The sequence below is a fragment of the Vibrio sp. sp1 genome (assembly GCF_016920955.1).
GTDB lineage: Bacteria > Pseudomonadota > Gammaproteobacteria > Enterobacterales > Vibrionaceae > Vibrio > Vibrio alginolyticus.
In genome coordinates this window covers 266,077-290,683 of sequence record NZ_CP060589.1, presented here as the reverse complement: position 1 = coordinate 290,683, position 24,607 = coordinate 266,077, and the positions used below count along the sequence as shown (strand labels likewise).

General features: G+C 45.3%; 21 protein-coding genes. 8 read left to right on the top strand and 13 right to left on the bottom strand.

The window, feature by feature from the left end:
* From H9L11_RS01380 to H9L11_RS01370, 3 genes are all read right to left on the bottom strand, one after another.
* A complete protein-coding gene (locus H9L11_RS01380; RefSeq protein ID WP_047103405.1) occupies positions 1 to 1,404 on the bottom strand; it encodes a DNA polymerase Y family protein in 1,404 nt (467 codons plus the stop codon).
* 4 nt (positions 1,405 to 1,408) lie between these two features.
* A complete protein-coding gene (gene imuA, locus H9L11_RS01375) occupies positions 1,409 to 2,101 on the bottom strand; it encodes a translesion DNA synthesis-associated protein ImuA (protein ID WP_017821660.1) in 693 nt (230 codons plus the stop codon).
* A gap of 129 nt (positions 2,102 to 2,230) precedes the next feature.
* Positions 2,231 to 2,977 carry a YciK family oxidoreductase gene (locus tag H9L11_RS01370; protein ID WP_005372980.1) on the bottom strand — a complete coding sequence of 249 codons (747 nt, stop codon included), beginning with the start codon at positions 2,975 to 2,977 and terminating at the stop codon, positions 2,231 to 2,233.
* Between the two features lie 254 nt (positions 2,978 to 3,231).
* On the opposite strand from H9L11_RS01370, the gene sohB reads away from it, so the two are divergent.
* From sohB to H9L11_RS01330, 8 genes are all read left to right on the top strand, one after another.
* Positions 3,232 to 4,293, top strand: a complete 1,062-nt coding sequence (gene sohB, locus H9L11_RS01365) for a protease SohB (protein ID WP_025767232.1) — start codon at positions 3,232 to 3,234, stop codon at positions 4,291 to 4,293.
* Positions 4,294 to 4,501: 208 nt separating this feature from the next.
* Entirely contained in the window at positions 4,502 to 5,182 is a 681-nt protein-coding gene (gene cmk / locus H9L11_RS01360) for a (d)CMP kinase (RefSeq protein ID WP_172563546.1), read from the top strand.
* 110 nt (positions 5,183 to 5,292) lie between these two features.
* Complete coding sequence (gene rpsA / locus H9L11_RS01355) at positions 5,293 to 6,963, top strand: 30S ribosomal protein S1 (protein ID WP_005385817.1); 1,671 nt, start codon at positions 5,293 to 5,295, stop codon at positions 6,961 to 6,963.
* A 213-nt stretch (positions 6,964 to 7,176) separates the two neighbouring features.
* The gene (gene ihfB / locus H9L11_RS01350; RefSeq protein ID WP_005385816.1) at positions 7,177 to 7,458 is read left to right on the top strand and encodes an integration host factor subunit beta; all 282 of its coding nucleotides are present in this window, start codon (positions 7,177 to 7,179) and stop codon (positions 7,456 to 7,458) included.
* A 281-nt stretch (positions 7,459 to 7,739) separates the two neighbouring features.
* Positions 7,740 to 8,036 (top strand): lipopolysaccharide assembly protein LapA domain-containing protein, encoded by a 297-nt coding sequence (locus H9L11_RS01345; protein WP_005376663.1) that lies wholly within the window; start codon positions 7,740 to 7,742, stop codon positions 8,034 to 8,036.
* Between the two features lie 18 nt (positions 8,037 to 8,054).
* Positions 8,055 to 9,230 (top strand): lipopolysaccharide assembly protein LapB, encoded by a 1,176-nt coding sequence (gene lapB / locus H9L11_RS01340; RefSeq protein ID WP_005376665.1) that lies wholly within the window; start codon positions 8,055 to 8,057, stop codon positions 9,228 to 9,230.
* Between the two features lie 84 nt (positions 9,231 to 9,314).
* Positions 9,315 to 10,016, top strand: coding sequence for an orotidine-5'-phosphate decarboxylase (gene pyrF, locus H9L11_RS01335; protein WP_017821659.1), 702 nt, complete (start codon positions 9,315 to 9,317; stop codon positions 10,014 to 10,016).
* 499 nt (positions 10,017 to 10,515) lie between these two features.
* Positions 10,516 to 12,354 (top strand): extracellular solute-binding protein, encoded by a 1,839-nt coding sequence (locus H9L11_RS01330; protein WP_205390954.1) that lies wholly within the window; start codon positions 10,516 to 10,518, stop codon positions 12,352 to 12,354.
* Positions 12,355 to 12,414: 60 nt separating this feature from the next.
* On the opposite strand, the gene H9L11_RS01325 is transcribed toward H9L11_RS01330, so the two are convergent.
* From H9L11_RS01325 to dsrO, 10 genes are all read right to left on the bottom strand, one after another.
* Entirely contained in the window at positions 12,415 to 12,654 is a 240-nt protein-coding gene (locus H9L11_RS01325) for a hypothetical protein (RefSeq protein WP_033905728.1), read from the bottom strand.
* A gap of 206 nt (positions 12,655 to 12,860) precedes the next feature.
* Positions 12,861 to 13,634 (bottom strand): hypothetical protein, encoded by a 774-nt coding sequence (locus tag H9L11_RS01320; RefSeq protein WP_205390953.1) that lies wholly within the window; start codon positions 13,632 to 13,634, stop codon positions 12,861 to 12,863.
* 110 nt (positions 13,635 to 13,744) lie between these two features.
* Positions 13,745 to 14,323 (bottom strand): ABC-type transport auxiliary lipoprotein family protein, encoded by a 579-nt coding sequence (locus tag H9L11_RS01315; protein WP_005376681.1) that lies wholly within the window; start codon positions 14,321 to 14,323, stop codon positions 13,745 to 13,747.
* A complete protein-coding gene (gene pqiB / locus H9L11_RS01310) occupies positions 14,323 to 15,969 on the bottom strand; it encodes an intermembrane transport protein PqiB (protein WP_085569764.1) in 1,647 nt (548 codons plus the stop codon). Before pqiB ends, H9L11_RS01315 begins: the two co-directional genes overlap by 1 nt.
* Positions 15,962 to 17,293 (bottom strand): paraquat-inducible protein A, encoded by a 1,332-nt coding sequence (locus H9L11_RS01305; protein ID WP_205390952.1) that lies wholly within the window; start codon positions 17,291 to 17,293, stop codon positions 15,962 to 15,964. Before H9L11_RS01305 ends, pqiB begins: the two co-directional genes overlap by 8 nt.
* A 303-nt stretch (positions 17,294 to 17,596) precedes the next feature.
* On the bottom strand, positions 17,597 to 18,649 hold the full coding sequence (locus H9L11_RS01300; RefSeq protein ID WP_205390951.1) for a c-type cytochrome: 1,053 nt from the start codon (positions 18,647 to 18,649) through the stop codon (positions 17,597 to 17,599).
* 8 nt (positions 18,650 to 18,657) lie between these two features.
* On the bottom strand, positions 18,658 to 19,269 hold the full coding sequence (locus H9L11_RS01295; protein ID WP_017821653.1) for a c-type cytochrome: 612 nt from the start codon (positions 19,267 to 19,269) through the stop codon (positions 18,658 to 18,660).
* Between the two features lie 229 nt (positions 19,270 to 19,498).
* Complete coding sequence (locus H9L11_RS01290; protein ID WP_205390950.1) at positions 19,499 to 22,591, bottom strand: tetrathionate reductase subunit A; 3,093 nt, start codon at positions 22,589 to 22,591, stop codon at positions 19,499 to 19,501.
* 17 nt (positions 22,592 to 22,608) lie between these two features.
* Positions 22,609 to 23,739, bottom strand: coding sequence for an NrfD/PsrC family molybdoenzyme membrane anchor subunit (gene nrfD, locus H9L11_RS01285; protein ID WP_205390949.1), 1,131 nt, complete (start codon positions 23,737 to 23,739; stop codon positions 22,609 to 22,611).
* Positions 23,736 to 24,500 carry a sulfate reduction electron transfer complex DsrMKJOP subunit DsrO gene (gene dsrO, locus H9L11_RS01280; protein ID WP_205390948.1) on the bottom strand — a complete coding sequence of 255 codons (765 nt, stop codon included), beginning with the start codon at positions 24,498 to 24,500 and terminating at the stop codon, positions 23,736 to 23,738. The genes nrfD and dsrO overlap by 4 nt, the downstream gene beginning before the upstream one ends.
* Positions 24,501 to 24,607: the final 107 nt, after the last annotated feature.

Sequence of the window (24,607 nt, the reverse complement as noted above, 5' to 3'; positions counted from 1 at the left end):
TTAACAAAAATAGCCATGAAGAAACCAGTGCTTGTGCTGATCGCGAAATATCCATAACCAGCGGCCTTGCTTGGTGTGTGCAATGTAGTAATCACGCATGATCTCATCACCATCCCACCACCCAGAAACTATTCGCTCAGGTCCGTGGACCAAAGAAACTTGCTCTTGCAATACAATGGGAGTCGGTAATTGCATTGCGGGGCGTAGTATGGATGGTATGGCGTGCCCCTTTTCATCCGGAGCATCAGCAGGGCGATACTGACTGGCCTTTTCTGGTCTAGGATCGCAAGCAATATTGGGTTTTAAAACGGCACTTTTTCCCAATTTAGCTTGCAGTAAAGAGAGCAGCTCTAAAGCATTCATGTTTCCTTTCTGCCCAGCAAAGAGATCGCGTGATGCACTAAGAGGCTCACCTTGACGGATGACTTTTAACGTTAGCCCTGTGACTGGGCCATTAAGCGAGAGTGATTCTAAGCTTAAACTCGCTAACTGTTGCCAACGCTGACATAGGTAATCACCTTGCGCAGAAGTGAGTTGAAGGTGTTGCTCTTGTTTCTCACGCTGGTGGAGTGTTAAACACAGTTCAAAAGCGACCTTATCTCTTAATTTAAGAAAGGTTTCGAGTTGACGAAGTAATTTGGCCAACGGTTTTTCAATCCACTGAACGTTTTCGATCTCAAACAACAGCTCTAAATAAACTCGGAAGGATTCGGTAGGGTGATAAAGGTCGACAGGGTGTTTAAACTGCCCAGTCAGTCGACCAACGTAGTTCACCAAATCGATATCAAAGCGTCGTGCGATGTCTTGCAATGGCAGTTCAAGCAGGTTTTGCAATGTGGTGACGCCTACACGTTGTAACTTCTCTACTGTAGCGCTTGATAAATCTGCCAGTGTTAACGGTAATGGTGATAGGACTTTTTGTATGGTAGATTTGTCTTCACTGATGACGTTCGCTCCTGATATTGCCATCAATTTGGCAGCAAAAGGCGAAAAACCACATCCGAATTGAAAACTCAGTTTCAGCTCCGATAAGTGAGCTCTGACTTTATTCCAATAGTTTTCAAGCCCTTCATACAGAGCGAGCATTGGAGTAGCACGCAGTAAAATACCTTGGTTTGGCATCAACACAACGTCAGATGTGATCAAATACAACCACTGAGCTACCTCTTGTAATTTATTTAATTCGGTTTGTGGATGATAAGGATGCACTTGTAAATCTCGACACAAGGACGCAGCACTGCCTAAGCCCATACCAGGCTTAATGCCTTGTTGTTCGGCAATCTCGTTGTATTGAATAATCTGGCAACGTTGGCTTTCGACAATCACCACGGGTTGTTCTTGGTTATCACCAAAGAGTGCGTCTAGCTGCAGGCGAGGGAAGTGCAAGTAAATCCACAGAGACATATCACTAACCTTGGTTCGCCAGTGGGAAGTTGACCACAGTCGAGTGCACAGTTTCAGATGATGGTTTCACCAGTTGCGGGTAATGGTGTTGGAATCCGATACTAACGCTACCTCTATTCCAGCCTCCTTTCCTTTTCAGCACTTCAACATGAATCCCTTGCTCGTCGCCTTTCAGTTTTAAACTGAGTGACACAGGCAAAGACAAGCGGTTGATAGTATCTGTTTTAAGCATAAAGAGAGGGCAACTCCCTTGTTCACTTGCTACCTGTAAGCGTTTCACTTGATGTATTTCAAGCTCTTCTTGCCATAACAAAACATTACTGCATACCCCACTTTTCAGACATTGCTCTGCAGCCCAAAGAGCGTCTTTGGGGTGAGTTGGAGTAACGACCCACACTTGGTTTATATCCAACCCGATGTAGTGTAAAAACAGAGAATTCACTAGCGCAGGTGGTTGAATAAATGCGGTCACACCATTGGTCTGAGTGGCTTTTAAATAGGGAGCGAGCAAACGCAATTCACCAATACTACCAATAGATTCCATCTCCACTACGCCATGAGGTGGAAAGCCTCCGCCGAGCAAATCATCTAATTCAGAAAAACCGGAACTAGTCTGCAACTGCTGAGGATCTGCTTTCGTTAAATTTGCTTGCCAAACAAGGTGTTGGCTTTTTAAGTTCTGAATAATATCTTGCATAATAAATACCTGTATATATATACAGTATATTTCTGTGGGAGAAAGTCGCAAGATTTTTATGAAGAGAGAAATGAAAAAAGGCAGCGTTTGCTGCCTTTTCAATCGATTATGTGAGGTAACCTGAATGAGTTATTTACGCTTCGGTTGAGCGTCGATGCACTGACCGTTCACATCGGTAACCGCAGGATCCATTAAGTGCAAATATAGCGGCATGATATCCAGTGGCGTTTTGAGAGTATTCGCATCTTCACCCGGATATGCTTTTTCACGCATGCGAGTACGAGTGGCACCAGGGTTAATTGCGTTAACGCGGATCGGTGTATCACTCAGCTCGTCAGCCAAAACTTGCATCATGCCTTCTACGGCAAATTTAGAGATAGCGTATGGCCCCCAGAATGCGCGGCCAGAGTGGCCGACGGTTGAAGAGGTAAAGATAATACGCCCAGCTTCTGATTTACGCATCACAGGCAGTAGTGCTTGAGTCATTAGCACTTCGGCTTTCACGTTGATCTGCATGATATCGTCGAAGTCTTCCTCTTTGATTTGATCAAATGGACACAGCGAACTCAAGACACCTGCGTTGTGTAATAGACCATCCAAGCGACCAAACTGTCCTTCGATTGTCTCTGCCATATCAATGTAATTCTGCTGAGTTGCACCCTTGAGATCCAATGGAATGATAGCAGCTTGTGGATAGCCAGCAGCTTCAATCTCATCATAGATAGATTCAAGGTTTTGCACATTTCTACCCAAGAGAATAACAGTTGCACCGTGCTCGGCATAAGAAAGCGCGGCTTGACGGCCGATGCCATTACCAGCGCCAGTAACAAGAATGACTTTACCTTTTAGAGCATCAGCTGAAACGGAGTAGTTCACGGCGATAAATCCTTATTATTGTAAGAGGGTCCATGATAGTTAATTGACGCTAAAAAACGCCTGTTTCTCAATGGAAAATCTTGGTAATCGTGACAAGATGGTTACAATACACCAATTCATGTGTTATACCAATTCCAGAACTTTCGTTAGGTATGCTATCAATCAGAACAAGTGGTTACAAACCGCGCTGCCTTCTCGCTGATGTTTCTGCGTAACATACTAACGTCATCTGAAATGAGATAAAGGAGCTCTCGTTGGAATTTTTATTAGATTATGGTCTGTTTCTGGCCAAAATTATCACGGTGGTTGCTGCGATAATTGTTCTGCTCATTATTGCAAAATCGGCTGGTGGCAAATCGGGTGCGGCGAAAGGGGAGTTAGAGATTACCAACCTTTCAGAGCAACACAAACAATCTGTTGAGCAGTTAGAGCATCATTTGCATGACGATGCTTTCATCAAGGCTCGAGATAAAGCCGTCAAGAAAGAAGAAAAAGAGAAGAACAAATCTCGCGAGAAAGAAATCAAACAAGCGAGCAAAGACGGTTCATTAGATAGCAAGCGTGAACCACACCTATTTGTTCTTGATTTCAACGGTAGCATAGACGCAAAAGAAGTCGCGTCTCTACGTGAAGAAATCACCGCTATTTTGGCTGTCGCACGTGAAGGTGATGAAGTGTTACTTCGCTTAGAGTCTGGCGGTGGTATGGTTCATGGTTACGGCCTTGCCTCTTCTCAACTGGACCGAATCAAAGCTGCGGGTCTTCCTCTGATCATCTCTGTTGACAAAGTTGCGGCAAGTGGCGGTTACATGATGGCATGTGTAGCAGATAAGATTGTTTCTGCACCATTTGCAATTGTGGGGTCTATTGGCGTTATCGCACAAATTCCTAACTTCAACAAACTGTTGAAGAAACATGACATTGAGTACGAACAACTAACAGCGGGTGAATATAAACGCACGCTAACGATGTTCGGTGAGAATACCGATAAAGCGCGCGATAAGTTTAAGCAAGAACTTGAAGAAACACATGTCTTGTTTAAAGACTTCATCCGTGAGCGTCGTCCTAGTTTGGACCTAGACAAAGTAGCCACTGGTGAGCACTGGTTCGGTACACAAGCGAAAGAGCTTGGTTTGGTGGATGACATTAGTACATCTGATGATATCGTTGTTGCAGCATGCAAAGATAAAACTGTACTTTCTGTGCATTATGTACAAAAGAAAAAACTGGCCGACAAGCTAGCAGGTGTGGCGGGTAAAGTCGCTGATAGTGTGATTTTAAAGTTAGCTGAGCGTGGTCAAAAGCCGATTGTTTAATCGAGCTTAAGTTCATGACATTTAAAACGGCGAGGGCGGAAGCCCTCGCCGTTTTTGTTGAACTTTATGTTTATTGATGAATCCAATTACGCATTAGGTGTAATGCTTTACACGACATTTTTCCTCGCTCCAAAGACTGATTACCCGTATAATGTGCGCCTCGAAAACCGAGCAAATTGCTGAAAAGAAACTATTGGTGGAGAAGAACATGTCCTCTCAAACTCCGGTTGTAACCGTAGATGGACCTAGTGGTGCAGGTAAAGGCACTTTATGTATGTTGCTGGCGAAAAAGTTGGGTTTCCAACTCTTAGATTCTGGCGCAATTTATCGTGTACTTGCACTCGCTGCGATTCACCACGGTGTCGACACCGAGTCAGAAGATGCTCTTGTCCCACTAGCAACCCACCTAGACGTTCAATTTATCGCGGAAGGTGACTTAGTTAAGGTCATTCTAGAAGGCGAAGACGTGTCAGGGGAGCTTCGCAAAGAAGAAACAGGCATGGCAGCATCTAAAGTTGCGGCTTTGCCACGTGTTCGTGAAGCATTACTACGTCGTCAGCGTGCATTTGAGACCGCTCCGGGTCTGGTTGCTGATGGTCGTGATATGGGCACAATTGTATTCCCGAGTGCGCAAGCAAAAATCTTCCTTGATGCGAGTGCTGAAGAGCGTGCAAATCGACGCCTTAAACAGTTGCAAGAGAAAGGGTTAGATGTTAGATTTGCTGACCTTTTAAGCGAGATCCAAGAGCGTGACGACCGAGATCGTAACCGCCCAGTGGCGCCATTACGCCCTGCTGAGGATGCGCTTGTGCTAGATTCTACGTTGATGAGTATCGACGAAGTAGTAGAAAAGGCACTACAATATATCGAATCGAAGCTAGCTGAGTAATAATACTCGACTAGGCTAAGAGCGTTGGTCGCAAGGATGATGACTGGCGAATTTAATAACCCCATGCGGTAGGATACCCGTGGAAGTTTAATTTATTGAAGATTAATTAAATGACTGAATCTTTTGCTCAACTCTTTGAAGAGTTTCTAAACGAAACAGAATTCCAACAAGGCAGCATCGTTAAAGGTACTGTAGTAGCTATCGAGAACGGTTTCGTTCTTGTTGACGCTGGTCTTAAGTCTGAATCTGCTATCCCTGCTGAACAGTTCAAGAACGCTGCTGGCGAACTTGAAGTAGAAGTTGGCGCTGAAGTAGACGTAGCTCTAGACGCTGTTGAAGATGGTTTCGGTGAAACTCAACTTTCTCGTGAGAAAGCTAAGCGTCACGAAGCTTGGATCGTACTTGAGAAAGCTTACGAAGAAGCTGAAACTGTTGTTGGTATCATCAACGGTAAAGTTAAAGGCGGTTTCACTGTTGAACTAAACGGTATCCGTGCTTTCCTTCCTGGCTCTCTAGTAGACGTACGTCCAATCCGCGACACTGCTCACCTAGAAAACAAAGAGCTAGAGTTCAAAGTTATCAAACTTGACCAAAAACGTAACAACGTAGTTGTTTCACGTCGTGCAGTTATCGAATCAGAGAACAGCGTTGAGCGTGACGAGCTTCTAGAAACTCTACAAGAAGGTTCTGAAGTTAAAGGTATCGTTAAGAACCTTACTGACTACGGTGCGTTCGTTGACCTAGGTGGCGTTGACGGTCTTCTACATATCACTGATATGGCTTGGAAGCGCGTTAAGCACCCATCTGAAATCGTTAACGTTGGTGACGAGATCCAAGTTAAAGTTCTTAAGTTCGACCGTGAGCGTACTCGCGTATCACTAGGTCTTAAGCAACTAGGCGAAGATCCATGGGTAGCAATCGCTAAGCGTTACCCAGAAGGTCACAAACTAACTGGTCGCGTAACTAACCTAACTGACTACGGCTGCTTCGTTGAAATCGAAGAAGGCGTTGAAGGTCTAGTTCACGTTTCAGAAATGGATTGGACTAACAAGAACATCCACCCTTCTAAAGTTGTTAATGTTGGCGACGAAGTTGAGGTTATGGTTCTTGAAATCGACGAAGAACGTCGTCGTATCTCTCTAGGTCTGAAACAGTGTAAAGCTAACCCATGGCAGTCATTCGCTGAAGCACAAGCTAAAGGCGACAAAGTTACTGGTAAGATCAAGTCTATCACTGACTTCGGTATCTTCATCGGTCTAGAAGGCGGCATCGACGGTCTAGTTCACCTATCTGACATTTCTTGGAATGTTGCTGGCGAAGAAGCTGTACGTGAGTACAAGAAAGGCGACGAGATCTCTGCAGTTGTTCTAGCAGTAGACGCTGAGCGTGAGCGCATCTCTCTAGGCATCAAGCAAATGGAAAATGACCCATTCAATGCTTACGTTGCTGACAACAAGAAAGGTGTTCTAGTTAACGCTACTGTAACTGCTGTTGACGCTAAAGGCGCTACTGTTGAAATCGCAGAAGGCGTTGAAGGTTACATCCGTGCTTCTGAAGTATCACGCGATCGCGTAGAAGATGCTTCTCTAATCCTAAGCGCTGGTGATGTTGTTGAAGCGAAGTTCACTGGTGTAGACCGTAAGAACCGCGTAATCAACCTATCTATCAAAGCTAAAGACGAAGCTGACGAGCAAGAAGCAATGGCATCTATCAACAAGCAAGATGACAATGCATTCGGTAACGCAATGGCTGACGCTTTCAAAGCTGCTAAAGGCGAATAATATACTCGCTTAAGCAAAAAAGGAGCCGCAAGGCTCCTTTTTTATATTTGGTCATATTTAAGTAGTAATACTAATGACAGTAAACTATCTTAATAAAAGGCATTTCTTCATTGCGCATTTTGCATAAAATTTGTCTAGAATTGTCAGCAAGTGTTTGTTGGAATTAGTATTACTTACTATAATAAGTGATAAAGATACTCAAAGAGGGCAACTATGACTAAGTCTGAACTGATTGAAAGACTCTGCGCTGAGCAAACACACTTATCAGCGAAAGAGGTAGAGGATGCTGTAAAAGATATTTTAGAGCACATGGCCTCTACACTAGAGAGCGGTGACCGTATCGAGATCCGTGGCTTTGGTAGTTTTTCTCTTCATTACCGCGAGCCTCGCGTAGGTCGTAACCCTAAAACGGGCGATAAAGTGGAATTGGAAGGTAAATACGTTCCACATTTCAAACCTGGTAAAGAACTTCGTGAGCGTGTAAATATTGGTTAATGCACTCTTATTAGTTTGAAAAAAGCGGCATACGTTTGTGTATGCCGCTTTTTTGTAATGTATCCAAGTTAGTCATACATCCAAGATCGTTTACTAATCTAATTGTGGATTCAGCCGTTTTCCTTGCTGCTTTCTATACCCAAATAACTTTAACTTCTAAGCATGTCTACAAACTAAGCATCTTGAGGTTACTTGGGTATAGATTATTGCTAATATACGTAGTCTGAAGAAGCATTTTCCTGCATAATCTTACCGACTTACTCCTAGAAGGGTGATGTAACATGAAAATTATAAAAATCGTTGCTGTTTTAGCTCTCTTTTTAATTGCATTGGCGTTAGGTTCCCAAAACCAAGAGCTCGTGACTTTTAACTATCTTCTAGCAAAAGGAGAGTTCCACTTATCTACGCTATTAGGTGTAGTATTTGTGGTTGGCTTTGCTTTAGCGTGGGTTATCTTTGGTAGCATCCAACTGAAAACTCAGCTACAGGTCCGTCGTTTAAAGAAAAAACTGAAAAAGTACGAACCAACTGAATCAAACAACGCTGCTGATAAGCCAGCCATTGAAAAACAGGCATAAGGATAAGGCTTAACTTTAATGCTTGAACTACTCTTCTTGTTGTTGCCTATAGCTGCTGCGTATGGCTGGTATATGGGGCATCGCAGCGCTCAGCAAGACAAGCAGAAGCAATCTCATCAAATCTCTCGTCAGTATATGACGGGTCTTAATCTGCTGCTCTCTGACCAATCAGATAAGGCTGTCGATCACTTTATTGAATTGCTCCAAGTTGATAACGAGACCATCGATACTCACCTTGCGTTGGGTAACCTGTTCCGGTCTCGTGGTGAAGTCGACCGCGCAATCAGAATTCACCAAAATCTTATTTCTCGTTCAGGCTTAACACTGGACCAAAAGAACCTCGCCCTTCAACAGTTAGCGAAAGACTACATGGTCTCTGGTTTTCTTGATCGTGCAGAGAAAATCTTTGAACAGTTAGTCGAAGAGCCAGATTACAAAGAGGCGGCTCTTCAACAATTAGTGACCATTTATCAGCAAACACGAGAATGGGAAAAGGCGATTTATTACGCGAACCAATTGGCTAAGTTAGGTAATAAACGCTCAAGGATGCGTGCAAATATTGCCCATTTTTGGTGTGAAATAGCCATGCTCGACCAAGCTGATGGGAATACTAATAAGGCAATACAGCATTTTAAAAAAGCGTTAGCGGAAGACCCGAAGTGTGTTCGAGCAAGTATTGCTTTGGGACGAATTTATCTAGAGTCTGAAGACTATAAGCACACCATCAAATATCTGACAGGGGTACTTGAGCAAGATAAAGACTTTATCAGTGATGTCTTGCCAACTATTGCAGAATGCTATCATCATCTGGGTCAGGAAGATGAACTTGTCGAGTTTCTGCGAGCTTGTATTGATAAGAAAGCAGGCGTATCAGCCGAGTTGATGTTGGCTCAATTAGTTGCTCATCACGAGAACGTTGGGGCTGCTCAAGAGTTACTGACGAAACAATTGCTGAAAAACCCAACCATGAAGGGCTTCTACCGTTTAATTGACTACCACATTGCAGAAGCAGAAGATGGTCGAGCGAAAGACAGCCTATCAACACTACAAGCGATGGTGGGTGAACAGTTAAAAGTGAAACCACATTACCGATGCCGGAAGTGTGGATTTTCTACCCATTCCCTTTATTGGCATTGTCCGTCCTGTAAAGGATGGGGGACGATCAAGCCAATCCGCGGATTGGATGGTGAATAATTCTTAATGCAGCTGGCAGAGTTTCTGTCCGCTGCATTTTTTTAACTTTTTATTTAATAAGAACCAAAACAGTTAGGAGATGAAATGATCGACCAAAAAGTTATTGTCGCACTGGATTATGATAACCAAGCAGATGCACTTGCGTTTGTAGATAGAATTGATCCTGCGTCATGCCGACTAAAAGTTGGCAAGGAGATGTTTACGCTATTTGGTCCTGATTTTGTACGTGAACTCCATAAACGTGGTTTCTCGGTATTCCTAGATTTAAAATTTCACGATATTCCAAACACCTGTTCGAAAGCAGTTCGCGCTGCGGCTGAAATGGGTGTATGGATGGTGAACGTACACGCGAGCGGTGGTGAGCGTATGATGACGGCATCACGTGAAATTCTTGAGCCATATGGTAAAGATCGTCCACTTCTTATCGGTGTAACGGTACTAACCAGTATGGAACAAAGTGATTTAGCTGGTATTGGTTTGAATGTTGCGCCTCAGGAGCAAGTGATTCGTCTAGCAACCTTGACCAAAAACGCGGGCTTAGATGGTGTCGTATGTTCAGCGCAAGAGTCCTCACTACTGAAGAGCGAACTAGGCCAAGAATTTAAATTAGTGACCCCTGGTATTCGACCTGCTGGTTCAGAACAAGGTGACCAACGCCGTATCATGACGCCAGTAGACGCTATCCAATCAGGTTCAGATTATCTTGTGATTGGTCGCCCTATCACTCAAGCGTCAAATCCTGCAGAAGTGCTGAAGTCGATCAATGAGAGCTTATCTAAAATGTAAGCACTGTCTCGATTGTATGGAGAAAAGTGAGGCTAAGATGCCTCACTTTTTATATCGAATGAAAATACTGATCGCGGTAAACAACCATTCCTTTTAACCAGCTATGTCTGATCACTTACTCGCTGTAACTGGTATATCGGGGCCAATTGAGATAAAGGTTCTGCGGTTTATTCTGAGTAAAGTAGGGCTTGGTACTATGCTGATCACACTTTTGTAACATAACTCACTGTGATGCCTCGAAAATGCAATCATGTGTTATTGATGGCTTGCGTTACAAATATCTAAAGAATACTATGGCGAAGATGCATTCACTGCGTTGTAAGGTCTAGGATGACCTAGTGAAACTCTTTGAAATTAATATAGAAGCTGGCAGGACGTCACTTCATATTACGTTCCTATTATTTCCTATCTGCGTATTTTAAATCGCAGCTTTCTGTGAGCTTTCACACGCTGTCTTCCTTGTTACGACCTTAGTGCGCAAACACAACAAGGAAGAAACATGACTAAAAAACTGCCATTTTCAGTACTAGCAACACTGACCGCTGCCAGTTTTCAACTGAGTGCGGCAGAATTGCCAGCTGATATCGAATGGATTTCAAACAACAACGAACCTCTATTTGCCTCTGAAGAGGCGGTACGAGGTGGCACCTATCGCACTTACATTCAGAGCTTTCCGCAAACATTACGAAGTGTTGGTCCAGATGCGAACTCAGGTTTGCGCCAATACTTAATGGATGGTTCACCAAAACTGGCTCAGCGTCATCCAAATACTGGCAAATGGATCCCTCAACTTGCTAAGTCATGGGCATTTGGAGAGGACAACAAAACCGTATTCTTTAAACTCGACGAAACGGCCGAGTGGTCAGATGGTGAAAAAATTACAGCAGATGATTACGTCTTTATGATGAAGTACTACACGTCAAAAGACATTATCGACCCGTGGTATAACGACTTCTTCACAAACAGTATTGTGAGTGTTGAAAAAATTGATGACTACACGATCAAAGTCAATCTTGCTGTAGCTCAAAGTCATGACTCACTTATGGTTATGATTAACATGCCAAGTAATGGTTTTCAGCCTCGTCCTGAACACTTCTTTGAAGGAGAAAAGGACGCAAATAACGATGGCATGCCTGATAACTTCGTCAGAAAGTTTAACTTTAAATCTGAGCCAACCGCAGCGCCTTACTACATTGATCAAGTGAAGAAAGGTAAGAGCGTGACATTCAAACATGTCGGTGAAGATTGGTGGGGATACAACAACCGCTACTATAAAAACCGTTATAACGTTGAAAAGGTTCGCATTAAGGTAATTCGCGATCCTGATATTGCCATGAAGCACTTTGAGAAAGGCAACTTAGACTACTTTGAGATGGTGCTACCAAGCTTTTGGCATGACAAAACCAATAGTGATGTGTACAAAAAAGGCTATATCCAAAAGTACTGGGGCTTTAACGAAGCACCGCAAGGAGCTGGTGGTCTTTGGATGAACACAGCGATGCCGATGTTGGATAACCTAGAAGTGCGTAAAGGTGTTATGGCAGCCACTGACTATGACGGCATGATTGAAAACATCATGCGTGGAGATTATTCACGTAAACCGCATGGACTCGGCTTTGGTCATGGCGAATACGATGATCCTAACAATACACCGCCAAAGTTTGATGCTGATGCGGCGGTTAAACACTTCGAAAAAGCGGGCTTTGACAGAGTGGGCGCAGATGGTATTCGTGTTAACGACAAGGGCCAACGCTTGAGCTTTGCCATCACCTACGGATACAACTCTTGGACACCGCGTATTGCATACCTGAAAGAGCAAGCGAAACTTGCTGGTCTTGAGTTCACCTTAAACTTGGTGGATGGCTCATCTGCGTTTAAATACATTCTTGAGAAAAAGCATCAGCTAGCGTTTTTGAATATGGGCTCTGGTGAGATCCCTGCGTATTGGGAATACCTACACTCGGATAATGCAAATCGACCACAAACGAATGCTCACACCAACTACAGCAGCCCTGAGCTAGACAAGTTAATTGAAGCGTATGACTCTGAGTTTGATCAGGAGAAGCGTTACGACTTGTCGCATCAAATCCAAAACTATGTCAGCAAAGCAAATATCATCGTTCCTGGCTACATGGTGCCTTATTCTCGAGTTGCTCATTGGCGCTGGGTTAAAATTCCTAAAAACGGCATGACAAAAGCGACAGAATGGGTGCTTCATCCAATGGATATCGGTAATTTCTGGATTGATAACCAAGTAAAAGAAGAGACAGAAGAAGCGATGGACGAGGGTAAAACCTTCCCAGAACTAACGGTAATTGATGATCGTTACAAATTGTAAATCAGTAGTTTAGATAGAAAATGATAGCCCCGATAATGAATTTTATCGGGGCTTTCTTTTTTACTTAATAAGGTAAGACACTTCTAAAAGGTAGGTTTTTGCATCACCAAGCAAAGAGAACGCTCTATCGATGGTTTTAAATCGATCATCAAGCGAGTCGCTGGATATCAGCTGGCTGAATGTTTGCAACGAAAAAGCTTCGTTTGCTTTGAAGAACTGATGTACGTTTTCAAGCTGAACTTTATGAATATGCTCCACCTTATTTAGGGCGGTGGTTAAATCGGAAATGTTAATCGACATTGCTACTCGGGAACCTTATCAATAAGACCTATATGAGGTCATAGAGTGGGGTTTTACATTTTGCGACAGAGAGTAACACCGAAGAGCAATTTATAGTCTGATGAAGATCAATTTGCCTTATTTAAGCATCTGTAACGCGACACTAGACGTGTACCTAGAGCTAGTACACGTTACAACGCTTGAATATAGGCTAGGGTTTCACCTGATCAAAAGTAAAAGCCAAGTCCGACTAAAAGCCCTTGAGAAGCTGTATCATATTCAAATACTCCCTCATTTTTGTAATCAACCCAGGTCGACTTGTAAGCTAAGTTGAGATCAGACCACTCGTTAAAGCTATAACGAACACCAGTTTGAATGGCATAAGTGAAGTGAGTATCGTTGCCAAGTCCGGCGTCGATGCTGGCATGAAATCGCCAGTTTTCGCTCAATTCATCAATGAGTCGCAAGCCAACTAAAAAATCGACCCAATCTTCTTGTAATGACAGTCTATCTTCTAGTACCCGGTTGTCATTACGATACAGCTTGCCGGTGATGTCATTGTCCCACCAACGTAATCCAAACATATAATCCAGTTTACCAAATGAATATTGTTCGCGTTGGAATGCCTTTGCTTCTAGAACACCTTGCCGTATTTCGATGTCCGCACGATAACGAGCGTTAGGCAGAGCGCCCTTGATATTATTAACATCACCACTTAAGTTCATGAAACTATAATCTATGTAGTAGCCCCACTTACTTTGGTAAATACTCTCGAATCGCAACATCGCCCCAATATCGAGGTGGTCTACGATGAACTTAGGATCGACATCCACCTCTGATGAAAAGCGACCAATACTGGTATCCCCGTGGATATTCAGTCCTAGCATGTACACTTCTATGCTATTTCGCCAACGAGATTCTTGTGTCTCGGCTGAGAGCGCTACTGATGTAGGTAATACAAGAATGAGTGAGGAGAGTGATAGCAGGTTACATGGTTTCATCCAATTTCCTTTTCGGCTTTTCGGCTTTTCGTCAGCTTTCAGCTTAGTAGAAGTCGCTACACTCTGCATAAAAAAGGGAAGCAACTTGCTTCCCTGTAATTAACATTGACTTAGAGTTGTTTGGCAATGTCTGAGGTTAGGCTTTCTAAGCCTATGGATAAAGCGTTGACGAGCGCTTCATAGCCTTCATCTTGAAGCGGCTTTGAGATTTGTATTGGCGCACTGTTTTCGACCTTACCTTCGGCATTAATGAGTAACCATTCTCCCTCAATTTCGATATTACCTTTGTAGCTGCCATTAAATTTATTTAACGTAAGCTGTAGTTTGGCTTCACCGCTTTGATCCAACAGATTATTCATTTCAGTCGGCCAGTAATGACTTTGCTTTTGACGTAGTTCCGCGACAACTCTCTGAGTGATTTGCTCAGAAATACTGTGCGCCCATTGATTGTGTTTTGCCTGAATAACTTGGGTCTCAGAGGTTCGATAAACAATGCCATTATCATTCAAATAACTCGCCAATGTCACTGGACGAACAACTAAAGTTGGGCGCTGAGCGATATCAGAAGAGCTCAGCGTCACTGGTTCCGCCTTAGGTAGAAGGTACATAGCTCCTTTAGTTTGCGGAGCGCTACTGCAACCCGTTAGACCGACAAATAGCGCGATAGACAGAAAGAATACTCGTTTCATTAGTTTTGGCCTTTAACTGGTATTGGGTCACTGATTTCATCTTCTCCAAACACGAGAGAGTTTGGCTTTTCGTTTAGCTGTTTAAGTACGGGTTTAAACTCTGTCATCACGCTTTCTAATTCTTTTAGCGTGGCTTCCATTTCGCTGTACATGGTTGAGTTGGGCCCATAACCATCGAGTGTTTTTTGTAATTGCTGTAAGCTTCGGCGAATATCTGTTGGGATCTCTTGCGTCTCTTTTTGATTCAAAAGTTTATCAATACTGTCCGCCACGCGTTCTGCTGAAGCTAACGTTTTTTCAGACGTTTTTAACGTTGAATTGAGAGAATCTAGCGTTTCTTCCATCGGTAAGTTATTAATCTTATTTAGGAAGTCGTTCACTTGGCGCTGAACCTGCGCAAAACCACCACGCATAGTTGGGAAAACATCTAAATCAGCAAACTTACTCGGTACGTAAGGCTCGTCATTTGGATAGAAGTCGGCGTCAACATACAGTGCGCCTGTTAATAAGTTACCTGTTTTTAAAGTACCACGTAGGCCTTTAGCAAACTCACTCTTCAATTTATCTTTTAACATTGGTAAAGATTGGGATTGGAAATCGCCATAAACACGGCCGAGCTCGATACGTACCAATACAGGGATTTTTTTCGCAGAAAAGTTCTCTTCTGGGGTTGGAAGTCGCATTGGTACACGCATCACAGTACCAATTCTCAAGCCTCGATATTCGACAGGTGCCTTACGTTTAAGTCCTCGTACCGATTCATCAAAAAGCATAACGAATTCAATATAATCATCGTACATGCCTTCTCGAAGTTGTTTAATATCATCGTACAAGCGGAAGTTGACCATATTTTCAGTGAGCTGTTCACCGGATTCAAGACCTGGAACGGTATCGAAGGTAACACCACCCGTTAGCATGCTCTCTAATGAGCCAAACTTGACTTCGAACCCTTCAGCGTTGAGCTGTAAATCTACGCCAGAATTCAGCCAGAACTTGGTACGAGTGCGCACTAAGCTGTCATAAGGCTTGAAAATAAAGAGTTGGTATAACGCTTTGCGAGTGTCAACATCAAAGCTGGTTTTCTCTACACGACCAACCGTAAAGCCTTTATAAATGACGGGGTCACCAACGCCTAGCTTACCAGCCTCGCGGTGTGTTAACACAAGGCGTAACCCCTCTGCATCAGGAGAGGCGACTGGGGGAACATCTAAGACCGTAAAGCGCTCTTTCTCTATCTTAGATTTACCCGGCTGAAGTTGGATATAAGCGCCAGAGAGCAAGGTCTCTAAACCTGAAACGCCATCACGGCCAATACGAGGCTTCACAACCCAAAACATGGTGTCATCTCGCAGCATGCGTTCTGCATCCTTGTTCATTTGTGCCTTAGCGATGATGTGATCGTAATTTTCACTGAGAGTGACTTCAGTAATCAGTCCGACTTTTACATTCAATGCTCGGATTTCGGTTTTGCCAACCTCAATCCCATCTGCGGTTGGCAGTTGGAGAGTAATTTGTGGGCCTGTACTGTTGATATATTGGAACAGCATCCACGCTCCCATGGCTAGCGCAAGGATCGGGACAATCCATATCGCAGAAATCTGCTTTTGCGGTTTTATTTGAGCGGTTACGTTGTTCTCATCACTCATATTTGGCTTTCTCGTTTAAGTTGTCAGAAATCGGCTCCTGCACTTCGTTTTGTGGCAATTGCCACAACAAACGTGAGTCAAATATCATTGCAGAAAGCATAGTAAAAATGACCACTGCCGCGAAAGAGAGCGCAGCAGGACCTGGATAAATCGCCATTAAGTTTTGCAGCTGAACCAGTGCAACTAAGATCGCGACGACGAAGATATCGATCATGGACCAACGGCCAATAAACTCAGTTATGCGGTAGATCTTTAAGCGTGAAATACTCTCTTCGTGCGGAAGATATCGCGCTTTTTGCGCATTGTAATACAGCCACGCGAGTGCCAGCATTTTCGCCATTGGAATAAATACGCTAGCAAAGAAAATTACCATCGCAATAGGGTAAGAACCTAAATGCCAAAGCAATATTACCCCCTCCATGATAGTCGAACCTTCTGCATGTCCAAGGCTTACGGTGTACATCATAGGGTAGAGGTTCGCAGGGATATAGAAAATGATTGAAGCAAACAAAAGCGCCCAAGCTTTTTGTAAATTGTCTGCGGGGTTGTATTTGTGAATAGGGCTTTTACAACGAATGCAGTGTTGGTGTTTGTTAGCTTCAATAGGGTTGAGCTGGTGGCACGTATGACAACCAATATGGTTGTGGTTATGGTGCGTATCACCCTCTTTTACATCAGGTAGCTCGATAGCTGGAATAAAGTGCCCCCAGAGCCAGCTTTTGTCGACCATTGATATGCATTTGACTACCAGAACGGTATATACACAAAACGCCCAGAATGAAGTGCCCATTCCTATGTCTGCGAGGGAAGCGATTTTAATTAAGCTGACCAACACGCCAATCAAAAATACATCCACCATTAACCAAGGTTCGACTCGAAACAGAAGACGGCATAAAACTTTTGCCATTCGTTGCTGCTTTTTAGAGGGGGTATGTTTACGTGCTTTTAATGCTTCAAGGTGAAGAAAGAGAATGAGACCAACATAGATTGCAGGCAAAACGATAACTGTTGCGAGTAGCAGCACACCCAAAAGCACATTTTGAAACTCAGCCAGCATTTTGGCAGCGTGCAACAAGGTGATTTCTTGCGACAACCCTTGCACGCTGAACGACATAAAAGGGAAAGAAATGCTTAGCACTAACATGATCAAACATGCCGATGATATGGCGATCACGCTTTGGTAAGGCTTGGCATTCACTTTAGTCAGCGAATGCGAACATCGAGGACATTGTGCTTTTTGCCCCTGTTCGATATCGGGAATGCGAACAACAAGGCCGCACTCTTCGCATGAAATTAACTGACGGGAATTAGGTTGAATACTCATCGGGTAGGTTTTAGATTCATTTGCTTTAAGAATACTCTTTTTTCACTAGGCACGCTTGTTTTGATTCAGGAGTTTACGAGTTTCTTACTTTTGGCATTAGAGGATATGGGAGATCTAAGACATAAACGAAGTCGCGTTTGGTACAAGATTTTACGGCGAAGATGAGTATGTTGGAAGTCGAAAATAATGTGATATTGCTTGTCTGTGGAGGGGGGTAATTACTTGTTTTTAAGGGTAAGTAACCCTGCCCAGATAATCAGAGCAGGGAAAAAGAGCATTTTATTTAAGGTACTTAGTTGTACTTTACTTGACCGTTCCGCTCTTAAAGGCATTGGAGCCGACTTGCGTACCGTTGAGCGTTTTGCCGTAATAGCCTTGGTGCTGGTGATATTTCTCCGCGTTTGCGGTGACATTGCCTTTGAATCGAGGATCTTGTGGACGCTCATGGCTGTTGACGTATGCTGCGACATCCCAAGCTTCTTGCTCTGTCAGCTGCACACTTTTCCCAAGCGGCATGTTTTCGTAAATAAAATAGGCCGCTGTGTTAATCCGGTGCATACCTGCGCCCCAGTTATACGCATATTCGCCCCAAAGTGGTGGAATGTATGAATGGTCGTTGGTGTCTTTGATGCCTGAACCGTCGGCGCGATGGCAAGTTTCACAGTTCTTTTCGTAGACCAATGCGCCTCGCTCTATTGATAGTTCTTGCTCAGGGGCGGCGATTTTTGGGTAGCCACGCCCAGAGAGATTACCCCGCTTTTCAATTGGTAATGCTTGTGCGATGGCTTCGGGCAACGGGAAGTCTTTTGCTTTTCCACCAATTTGCAACGTTTTTGCGTCTAGTTCTGGAATGGGTTCATCCGCCATACCATGTTTGTCAAGCAAGCCGCCCATCGCTAACCAGTAGGCGTAAGCACTAAGGGCAACAATTTCTGTCGAATCGTAAGCGGGCGCTTTACCGTTCATGGAATACTCGAAACAACCTTGGATACGGTCAGCATAGCTGTTTACGCGATCGTTTTTCTTACGATATGCCGGGTATGCCATGTAAGCTGCCCACAGTGGCGCAGCGTTTGCTTTTCGTCCTGCCTCCATATGGCAGTTCACACAGTTTTGTTCGTTGCCAACGTATTTTCCGCGCATTTGTTGTGAGTTAACAAAGAGCGAGTAACCGCGTTTTACTTGCTCACCAAATGCGGTGTTTGGGATTGTGCTGAGATCACGCGGTTTTAAGTATTCACCGTGATTTTCTTTTTCTATCGCAGGTAGCTCTTTCTGGCGGTCCGGTAATGGATCGCTAGCTAGTACGAGCGTAGAAATGAAAGGCAGTGCGAACAAAGAATAGAAACGTTTCATGACTGCTCCTAGTAACGTAATGAGGCAAAGTAGTAAGCAAGATTTTCGATCTCTTTGTCAGTGAGATTTTTTGCGATGGTCCCCATCATATTGAGCGGGTCGCCACTGCGAGTGCCGTTTTTCCATGCCATCAATTGCGTTTTTAAGTAATCAGCATGTTGGCTTGCGAGGCGAGGGAACTTGTCGACGCCCATACCGCTGGCTCCATGACAAGTTGCGCAAGCTGGAATATTTCTATCCCAATCGCCTTGGAAAATTAATTTACGATACGGGTTACGAATATCAGCTTGGTCGCCGCGTTGTTCTGGATTCGTGAACTCATAGCTCGGGAGGTTAGCAAAGTACTCCATAACTTCCTTACGGTCTGCGGGATCGCTGAGTTCCTTCGCCATGCCTTGCATGACCACATTTTGGCGTTCGCCACTAAGGAATAGTTCGATTTGAGTGTTGAGATAATTCGCGTTTAAACCAGCGATCATCGGCGCGATATTTGGCTGTCCCATGCCATCTTGGCCGTGACAACCGCTACATACGCTGGCTTTTTCCGGAATAGACGAGGCGCTTGCGCCCATAGTGGTTGCTAACAAACAGGCCACCACCACTGGAAGAATTTTTGACATGCTGACTCACTTTAATTTTTATTAATATGTCTAAGTGCTACTTGGTAGTCACATGGACGATATTGTCGGCCTTGTCAATAATGAAAGGTATTGTGGATTTCCACATATTTAATAAGTGTAAATGGCCGTATTTGTTTTTATTGGTTGTTCTATAAGCGATAAAAACAAAGTGGTGAAGAGCTGCACAAATCGGCAGCTCTAAGTGGTAGAGACGTCTTAACGTGCGGCGTTACGCTTTGCGGATTTTGGCTGGCAGGGACTGACGTGCCGCCGCGCCCACTACCCAATCCAACAACACGCCTTTGCCTTCTCGAGTAGGGTCAATTAAGCCAATGTCGTTAATATTGACGCCATCTTGGCTGCGTGTTTTTACGGGTTGTTGTTTATCGCCGATCCAGTGCGAGCGTTGTCCTAGCTCGGTATGACCAAACCCATGTTCAAATCCGAGTGTGCCAGGGCGAATCCCGCTGACTATCATCGCAAGTGCTTTGGTGCTTGCAGATGGTGTCTCGATAACAAACTCATCACCCGTTTTAATGCCTGCGCGCTCGGCATCGATTGGATGGATGTACACTGGGTTTACGCCTTTAATCGAGTTCAACCTTGGCGATAGGTTGGACACCGCACTGTGAATGTTGGATTTAAAGTTCGTCAAGCTAAATGGCCACTCCGAGCTTGGGAACTGGTCTTCCATTGGTGTGCCGTCGGCCAGCTTTTGCGGATGCCATGTCGGGCAACCGGTGTAGAAATCACCGGTCATGGTGTTTCTCGCGCTGCCGACACGTTCATTCCATATCGCAACAGGTCGTGTCCATTTGTGCTTCATTTGCTCACCTTGATACGCTTCGGTTGCATTTTCAAAGCGTCCACCGCGAGCAAAAATAAACGCCACACGTTTCGTCTCATCCGCTGTCAGCGTCTTCTGCATGGCTGGCATTAAACGCTCTAGGCCGGACCACGCAATGTCTTCTGCCGAAACTTCAGGCACCCCGCCTTTCACATAAGCCAAGTTTGCCGCGGAACGTAAGTAGAAATCTTCAGCGCTGTGGAGAGCGTGCCAATTCCCTTGCGCATCTTGAATCGCGTTGTCACCAAAGCCGCCTAGTTGCATTTTCTTGGCGACATCAATCAAAAAGTTTTCTAAGCAAATCGAACGACCATCGGCGGTTTTCTCTGTTCGCGCTTCCACAATCGGCCAACGAGCGGTGACGGTTTTCACCGGAACGTCGTGCCAAGGCGTTGCCATACCCCAGCTTTCGTAGGTGACCGTGTCCGGCACAATATAATCCGACAACGCGGTGGTTTCGTTAATGAAGGCATCAACAGACACAATCAAACCGAGTTGTTTTGGATCTTTAAGCTTGTCTTCCAGCAGCGCTTTCAAACCGGGTACACCATACATTGGGTTCGCCATGTGATTGATCCACGCTTTAACGCGGTATGGATAACCATCAATAGCCGCAGATAGGTGCTCTGTCAGCAGTGGCGCGGCAAACGGATACCAAGGCGCGCGAGTTGGATAAGGGGATTTTCCTACCTCAACGCGACGTTTGTATTCGCTGGTTTTGTGGTAGGGGAATTTACTGCGCGACAAAAAGACGCCTTTCGGGCCGACTTTGCCAGTAAATTTGGTGAAGTCGTAACGAGGACCCGCAGCGGAAGTCGGGTAGCCACCCGCTTTGGCCATCGCGCCGCCTTTCATATTTATGTTACCAATCAACGCATTGAGCATCATGATGGTAAACGAGTTATAGAACCCATTGGTGTGCATGTTGCCACCGTGGGTATCGACCACCGCTTTTGTTCCGTGACTGGTGAAGCGCTTTGCTAGTTCAACAATTTGTTCGACAGGGATTTCACATTGTTGGCTGTAGAACGCAAGGCTGTATTTGAACGCCTCTTCTTTGAGTCTATGTAGAGACGATTTTACGCGCACTTCGCCCGATGCAAGCGAAACCGTTTTATCGACAAACAGTGCCGCTTCCTCAGCTTGGGTATGAACACCAAATTCGCCGCTTTGCTCATCCACGATGACGTACGGGTCGGAGTCAGACAACGCTTCGCCCTCGAATGGCAGATTCAAGTCCGACGCGCGTAAAAACGTGCCGTTTCTCGGGTGCTGATTATCGCTTATCACGAGATGCGTAGCATTACACCAGTGCGCGGTGCCAGCTCGTTTCATTGCGTTCACCCCCGGTTGGGTTAAGAAGGTTTTGTTGTAGCGTTGGTTTTCGATGATCCACTGGATCATGCCAAGCACGAGGGCAGAGTCGGTGCCTGGTTTGATTGGTACCCAGCGGTTGTTGTCACCGGCAGCCAAGCTCGATGAACCAGCAGGCAAACTTGGTGTGATGATGGTGTATTCCAAGCTACCTTCTGTTCGCGCATTGGCGAGTTGGCGCGCCTGACGCTTAAAAGGGTTACCCGCTTGAGCTGGTGACATACCGATGAAGATGATGTATTCCGCGTTATCAAAGTCTGGCTTCAAGTGCGCGTTCTTATCTAAATCGTTCATAAATGCGCCGCTGCCAGCACGAAATGCGTAGCCGCAGTAAGAGCCGTGATGCCCAAAGTTACGTGTACCATAGCTGTTGAACGCGAAGCGTTTGAATATGTCGTCTCGGCCTTCGTTACCGGCGTTGGTCATTAACAATTGGTTGGCTTTCGGTCCATATTCTGGGTTTTCAGGATCAACGGGCGTTGTTAAATCGCGAATGTCGCGTAAGCCATCAACATGGCCTTCACCAAATAAATCACCACCTTCTACGACTTCTTCTATCAATTGCTCGTAGCTGATCGGAATCCATTTTCCTTCGCCGCGTTTTCCAACTCGTTTCAGTGGCTGAGTAATGCGGTACGGGCTGTTGCGAATTTCTAGCATCCCATTGCCACGTGCGCATGCTGTTGAACGACCGTCAAGGCCCGCTTCTCCTGCCAAACTTAAATAAGCATCTTTGACTGGCGTTTCGAACGGAATGTGTTGCTGATGAGAGAGTGGGTGATATGGGTTGCCAGTAATACGCAAAATATCGTCGCTGCGGTTATCAATGCGTACACGCAATCCGCACAGTGACCAACAACCAAAGCACATCGATGGCGCAACGCGCTGATTTGGATTAGGGATTAGGTTGCCTTTGCTGTTGACCGTGTACTCTGGTTCAAGCGAGTTACCGTGGTGAATATCACGCGTTTTTTCTCCCGCAGTGCCTTCGAGCGCACCCTCGACCATGTGTTTGGTGGTGGTGGCGTAACCCGCAGCGAATGCGCCAAGCCCACCCACTGCAATGCCTGATTTCAAAAACTGACGGCGTTTGTTATCCATGATGAAATCCTCTTTGATTAGCGTTCAGTTAAGGTGAGTGATGAGGCTTTTACTTCGATATTTTGTTTGGGTTGAACCAGCTCTGAGCCGAGCAGTGCCAGTGCAAGCCATAATCCGAGCATGCCGATAATGCCTATCCAGCCATTTCCATCCATAGTGAGTTGGTATGGATACAGCCCTGCATCGAACTTGGCGATGGTTTGCACTTCCATGATGGTAAACCAGCGAATCAGCCATGCACTTGCCAGTGCGGCAGCAGACACAAAACTGAGCCCTATGACGTGACGAAATCTGGCTGATGCGGACTTTTTGGTATCGCGCAAGAAGATGAAAGCGAGCAAAACACAACCTAAAACGACAAAAGTGATCAGGGCAATGTTGTGCATCCATTGTTCGCTAGAATAGAGCGAAAATGCGGAATTGTTGGATGCCCAAATCGGTAGCAGTATCAGCGTTAATACACCGCTGGTAACCACTGATTTTTTCAGTAAATTAGTATCGCCAGATGTCAGCGTCTTTGACTGACTAGGCAGCAGTAACCAAATCAGCAGAGACAACCCGACCGCGCCCATAAATGCAGTGACAAACCAAAGAACCGGCGACGCGGGTTGGTGCCATAAAGAGCGCGATTTAACGACTGCAATTTCAGCGCCTGTGTAGACTGCAATGGTGATGCCTGATAGCACCGTGATAACAGATACCATAAGCATGACTCTACGAGAGAGCGCCCAGTCACCCAGTGACAGCTTTGAAATTAGAGGCAGTACTTTCCCTGATTGATTACGTAAGTTGATCAGATCCTCGCGGAGATACAGCCATGCAGTCACTACCGCTAAACCTGAGAAAACAGGCAAGAAAAGCGACCCCAAAGACATCCATGACCACGGAGTGATGTGTGCGTAAAAATGCCATGCGCGTCCCGGTTGGTGAAGGTCGCCAGTTAACGCCAATGGCCCCACGATGGCGCCGATGGCCAGCGTCAGCACAAGCGCAGCGCGCAGTCTGTGACTGGTGTGTTTTTCAAATAATAGGGCGATTAGGAATAAAACAGCAGCCGCATAAGCCGAGCCGATGTAAAAGAAATACTGCACTGCCCACGGGAGCCAAGCCATCGCTTGAGGTTGGACTAACACTTCGGTGATGTTCATGCGCGCTCTCCCTGTGGGTCGTAAATAGCAGGTTGTCCGTCGATGTGGCTGGTGAAGCGTTCATCCATGCCGATGTAAAACACGTGTGGCTTGGTGCCTTCATTGGGTTTTAGCACTTTGATATCGTCTTGGTGCTTCGCAATTAAGCGGCGGACTTCACTTGATGGATCATTCAAATCACCAATTACACGTGCTCCGCCAACACAGGTTTCCACGCAGGCAGGCAATAGACCTTGTTCTAGACGGTGAGCACAGAAGGTACATTTATCTGCGGTGAGGGTGTCTTCATTGATAAAGCGAGCATCGTAAGGGCAAGCTTGTACGCAGTACGCGCAGGCGACGCAGCGGCTGTTATCCACCATGACAATGCCATCTTTGCGCTGAAAGGTTGCTTGAACCGGACACACTGCCACGCAAGGTGGGTTATCGCAGTGGTTACAAAGGCGCGGTAGCATAAAGGCTTTTGCTTCTCGCGTGGTAGAGCCATCATCTAACGTAACTTCGTATTGCTTTACGGTGGTTCGGAATTGACCGATAGGCGCTTGGTTCTCGATGCTGCAACCCACAGTGCAAGCCTGGCATCCGACACATTTACGCAAATCTATCACCATGGCATAACGCTTGCCGACTTGTCCTTTTCGGTCAGCGGACTGGTTATTTCGAATAATGTTTCCCGCAGTTGCCGTGCCAATGCCTGCGACTGGAATTAACGCGGCTCCGGCTGTGACCGCGCTGAGAAAGCGACGTTTGGTGGAATCCATAACTCACCTGCTTTTTTTGTTGTATTTGAATTGACTGATTCCATTGTGAGAAATGCACTGCGAGGCTTATATTGTGGATTTCCACATACTCAGATCAAACTTGATCT

Coding starts and splice junctions, on each gene's coding strand:
- lapB (WP_005376665.1), top strand. CDS start 8,055: ATGCTTGAACTACTCTTCTTGTTGTTGCCTATAGCTGCTGCGTATGGC.
- H9L11_RS01330 (WP_205390954.1), top strand. CDS start 10,516: ATGACTAAAAAACTGCCATTTTCAGTACTAGCAACACTGACCGCTGCC.
- H9L11_RS01290 (WP_205390950.1), bottom strand. CDS start 22,591: ATGGATAACAAACGCCGTCAGTTTTTGAAATCAGGCATTGCAGTGGGT.
- pyrF (WP_017821659.1), top strand. CDS start 9,315: ATGATCGACCAAAAAGTTATTGTCGCACTGGATTATGATAACCAAGCA.
- H9L11_RS01345 (WP_005376663.1), top strand. CDS start 7,740: ATGAAAATTATAAAAATCGTTGCTGTTTTAGCTCTCTTTTTAATTGCA.
- H9L11_RS01315 (WP_005376681.1), bottom strand. CDS start 14,323: ATGAAACGAGTATTCTTTCTGTCTATCGCGCTATTTGTCGGTCTAACG.
- rpsA (WP_005385817.1), top strand. CDS start 5,293: ATGACTGAATCTTTTGCTCAACTCTTTGAAGAGTTTCTAAACGAAACA.
- H9L11_RS01305 (WP_205390952.1), bottom strand. CDS start 17,293: ATGAGTATTCAACCTAATTCCCGTCAGTTAATTTCATGCGAAGAGTGC.
- H9L11_RS01325 (WP_033905728.1), bottom strand. CDS start 12,654: ATGTCGATTAACATTTCCGATTTAACCACCGCCCTAAATAAGGTGGAG.
- nrfD (WP_205390949.1), bottom strand. CDS start 23,739: ATGAACATCACCGAAGTGTTAGTCCAACCTCAAGCGATGGCTTGGCTC.
- H9L11_RS01295 (WP_017821653.1), bottom strand. CDS start 19,269: ATGTCAAAAATTCTTCCAGTGGTGGTGGCCTGTTTGTTAGCAACCACT.
- dsrO (WP_205390948.1), bottom strand. CDS start 24,500: ATGGATTCCACCAAACGTCGCTTTCTCAGCGCGGTCACAGCCGGAGCC.
- cmk (WP_172563546.1), top strand. CDS start 4,502: ATGTCCTCTCAAACTCCGGTTGTAACCGTAGATGGACCTAGTGGTGCA.
- ihfB (WP_005385816.1), top strand. CDS start 7,177: ATGACTAAGTCTGAACTGATTGAAAGACTCTGCGCTGAGCAAACACAC.
- H9L11_RS01320 (WP_205390953.1), bottom strand. CDS start 13,634: ATGAAACCATGTAACCTGCTATCACTCTCCTCACTCATTCTTGTATTA.
- H9L11_RS01300 (WP_205390951.1), bottom strand. CDS start 18,649: ATGAAACGTTTCTATTCTTTGTTCGCACTGCCTTTCATTTCTACGCTC.
- imuA (WP_017821660.1), bottom strand. CDS start 2,101: ATGCAAGATATTATTCAGAACTTAAAAAGCCAACACCTTGTTTGGCAA.
- pqiB (WP_085569764.1), bottom strand. CDS start 15,969: ATGAGTGATGAGAACAACGTAACCGCTCAAATAAAACCGCAAAAGCAG.
- H9L11_RS01380 (WP_047103405.1), bottom strand. CDS start 1,404: ATGTCTCTGTGGATTTACTTGCACTTCCCTCGCCTGCAGCTAGACGCA.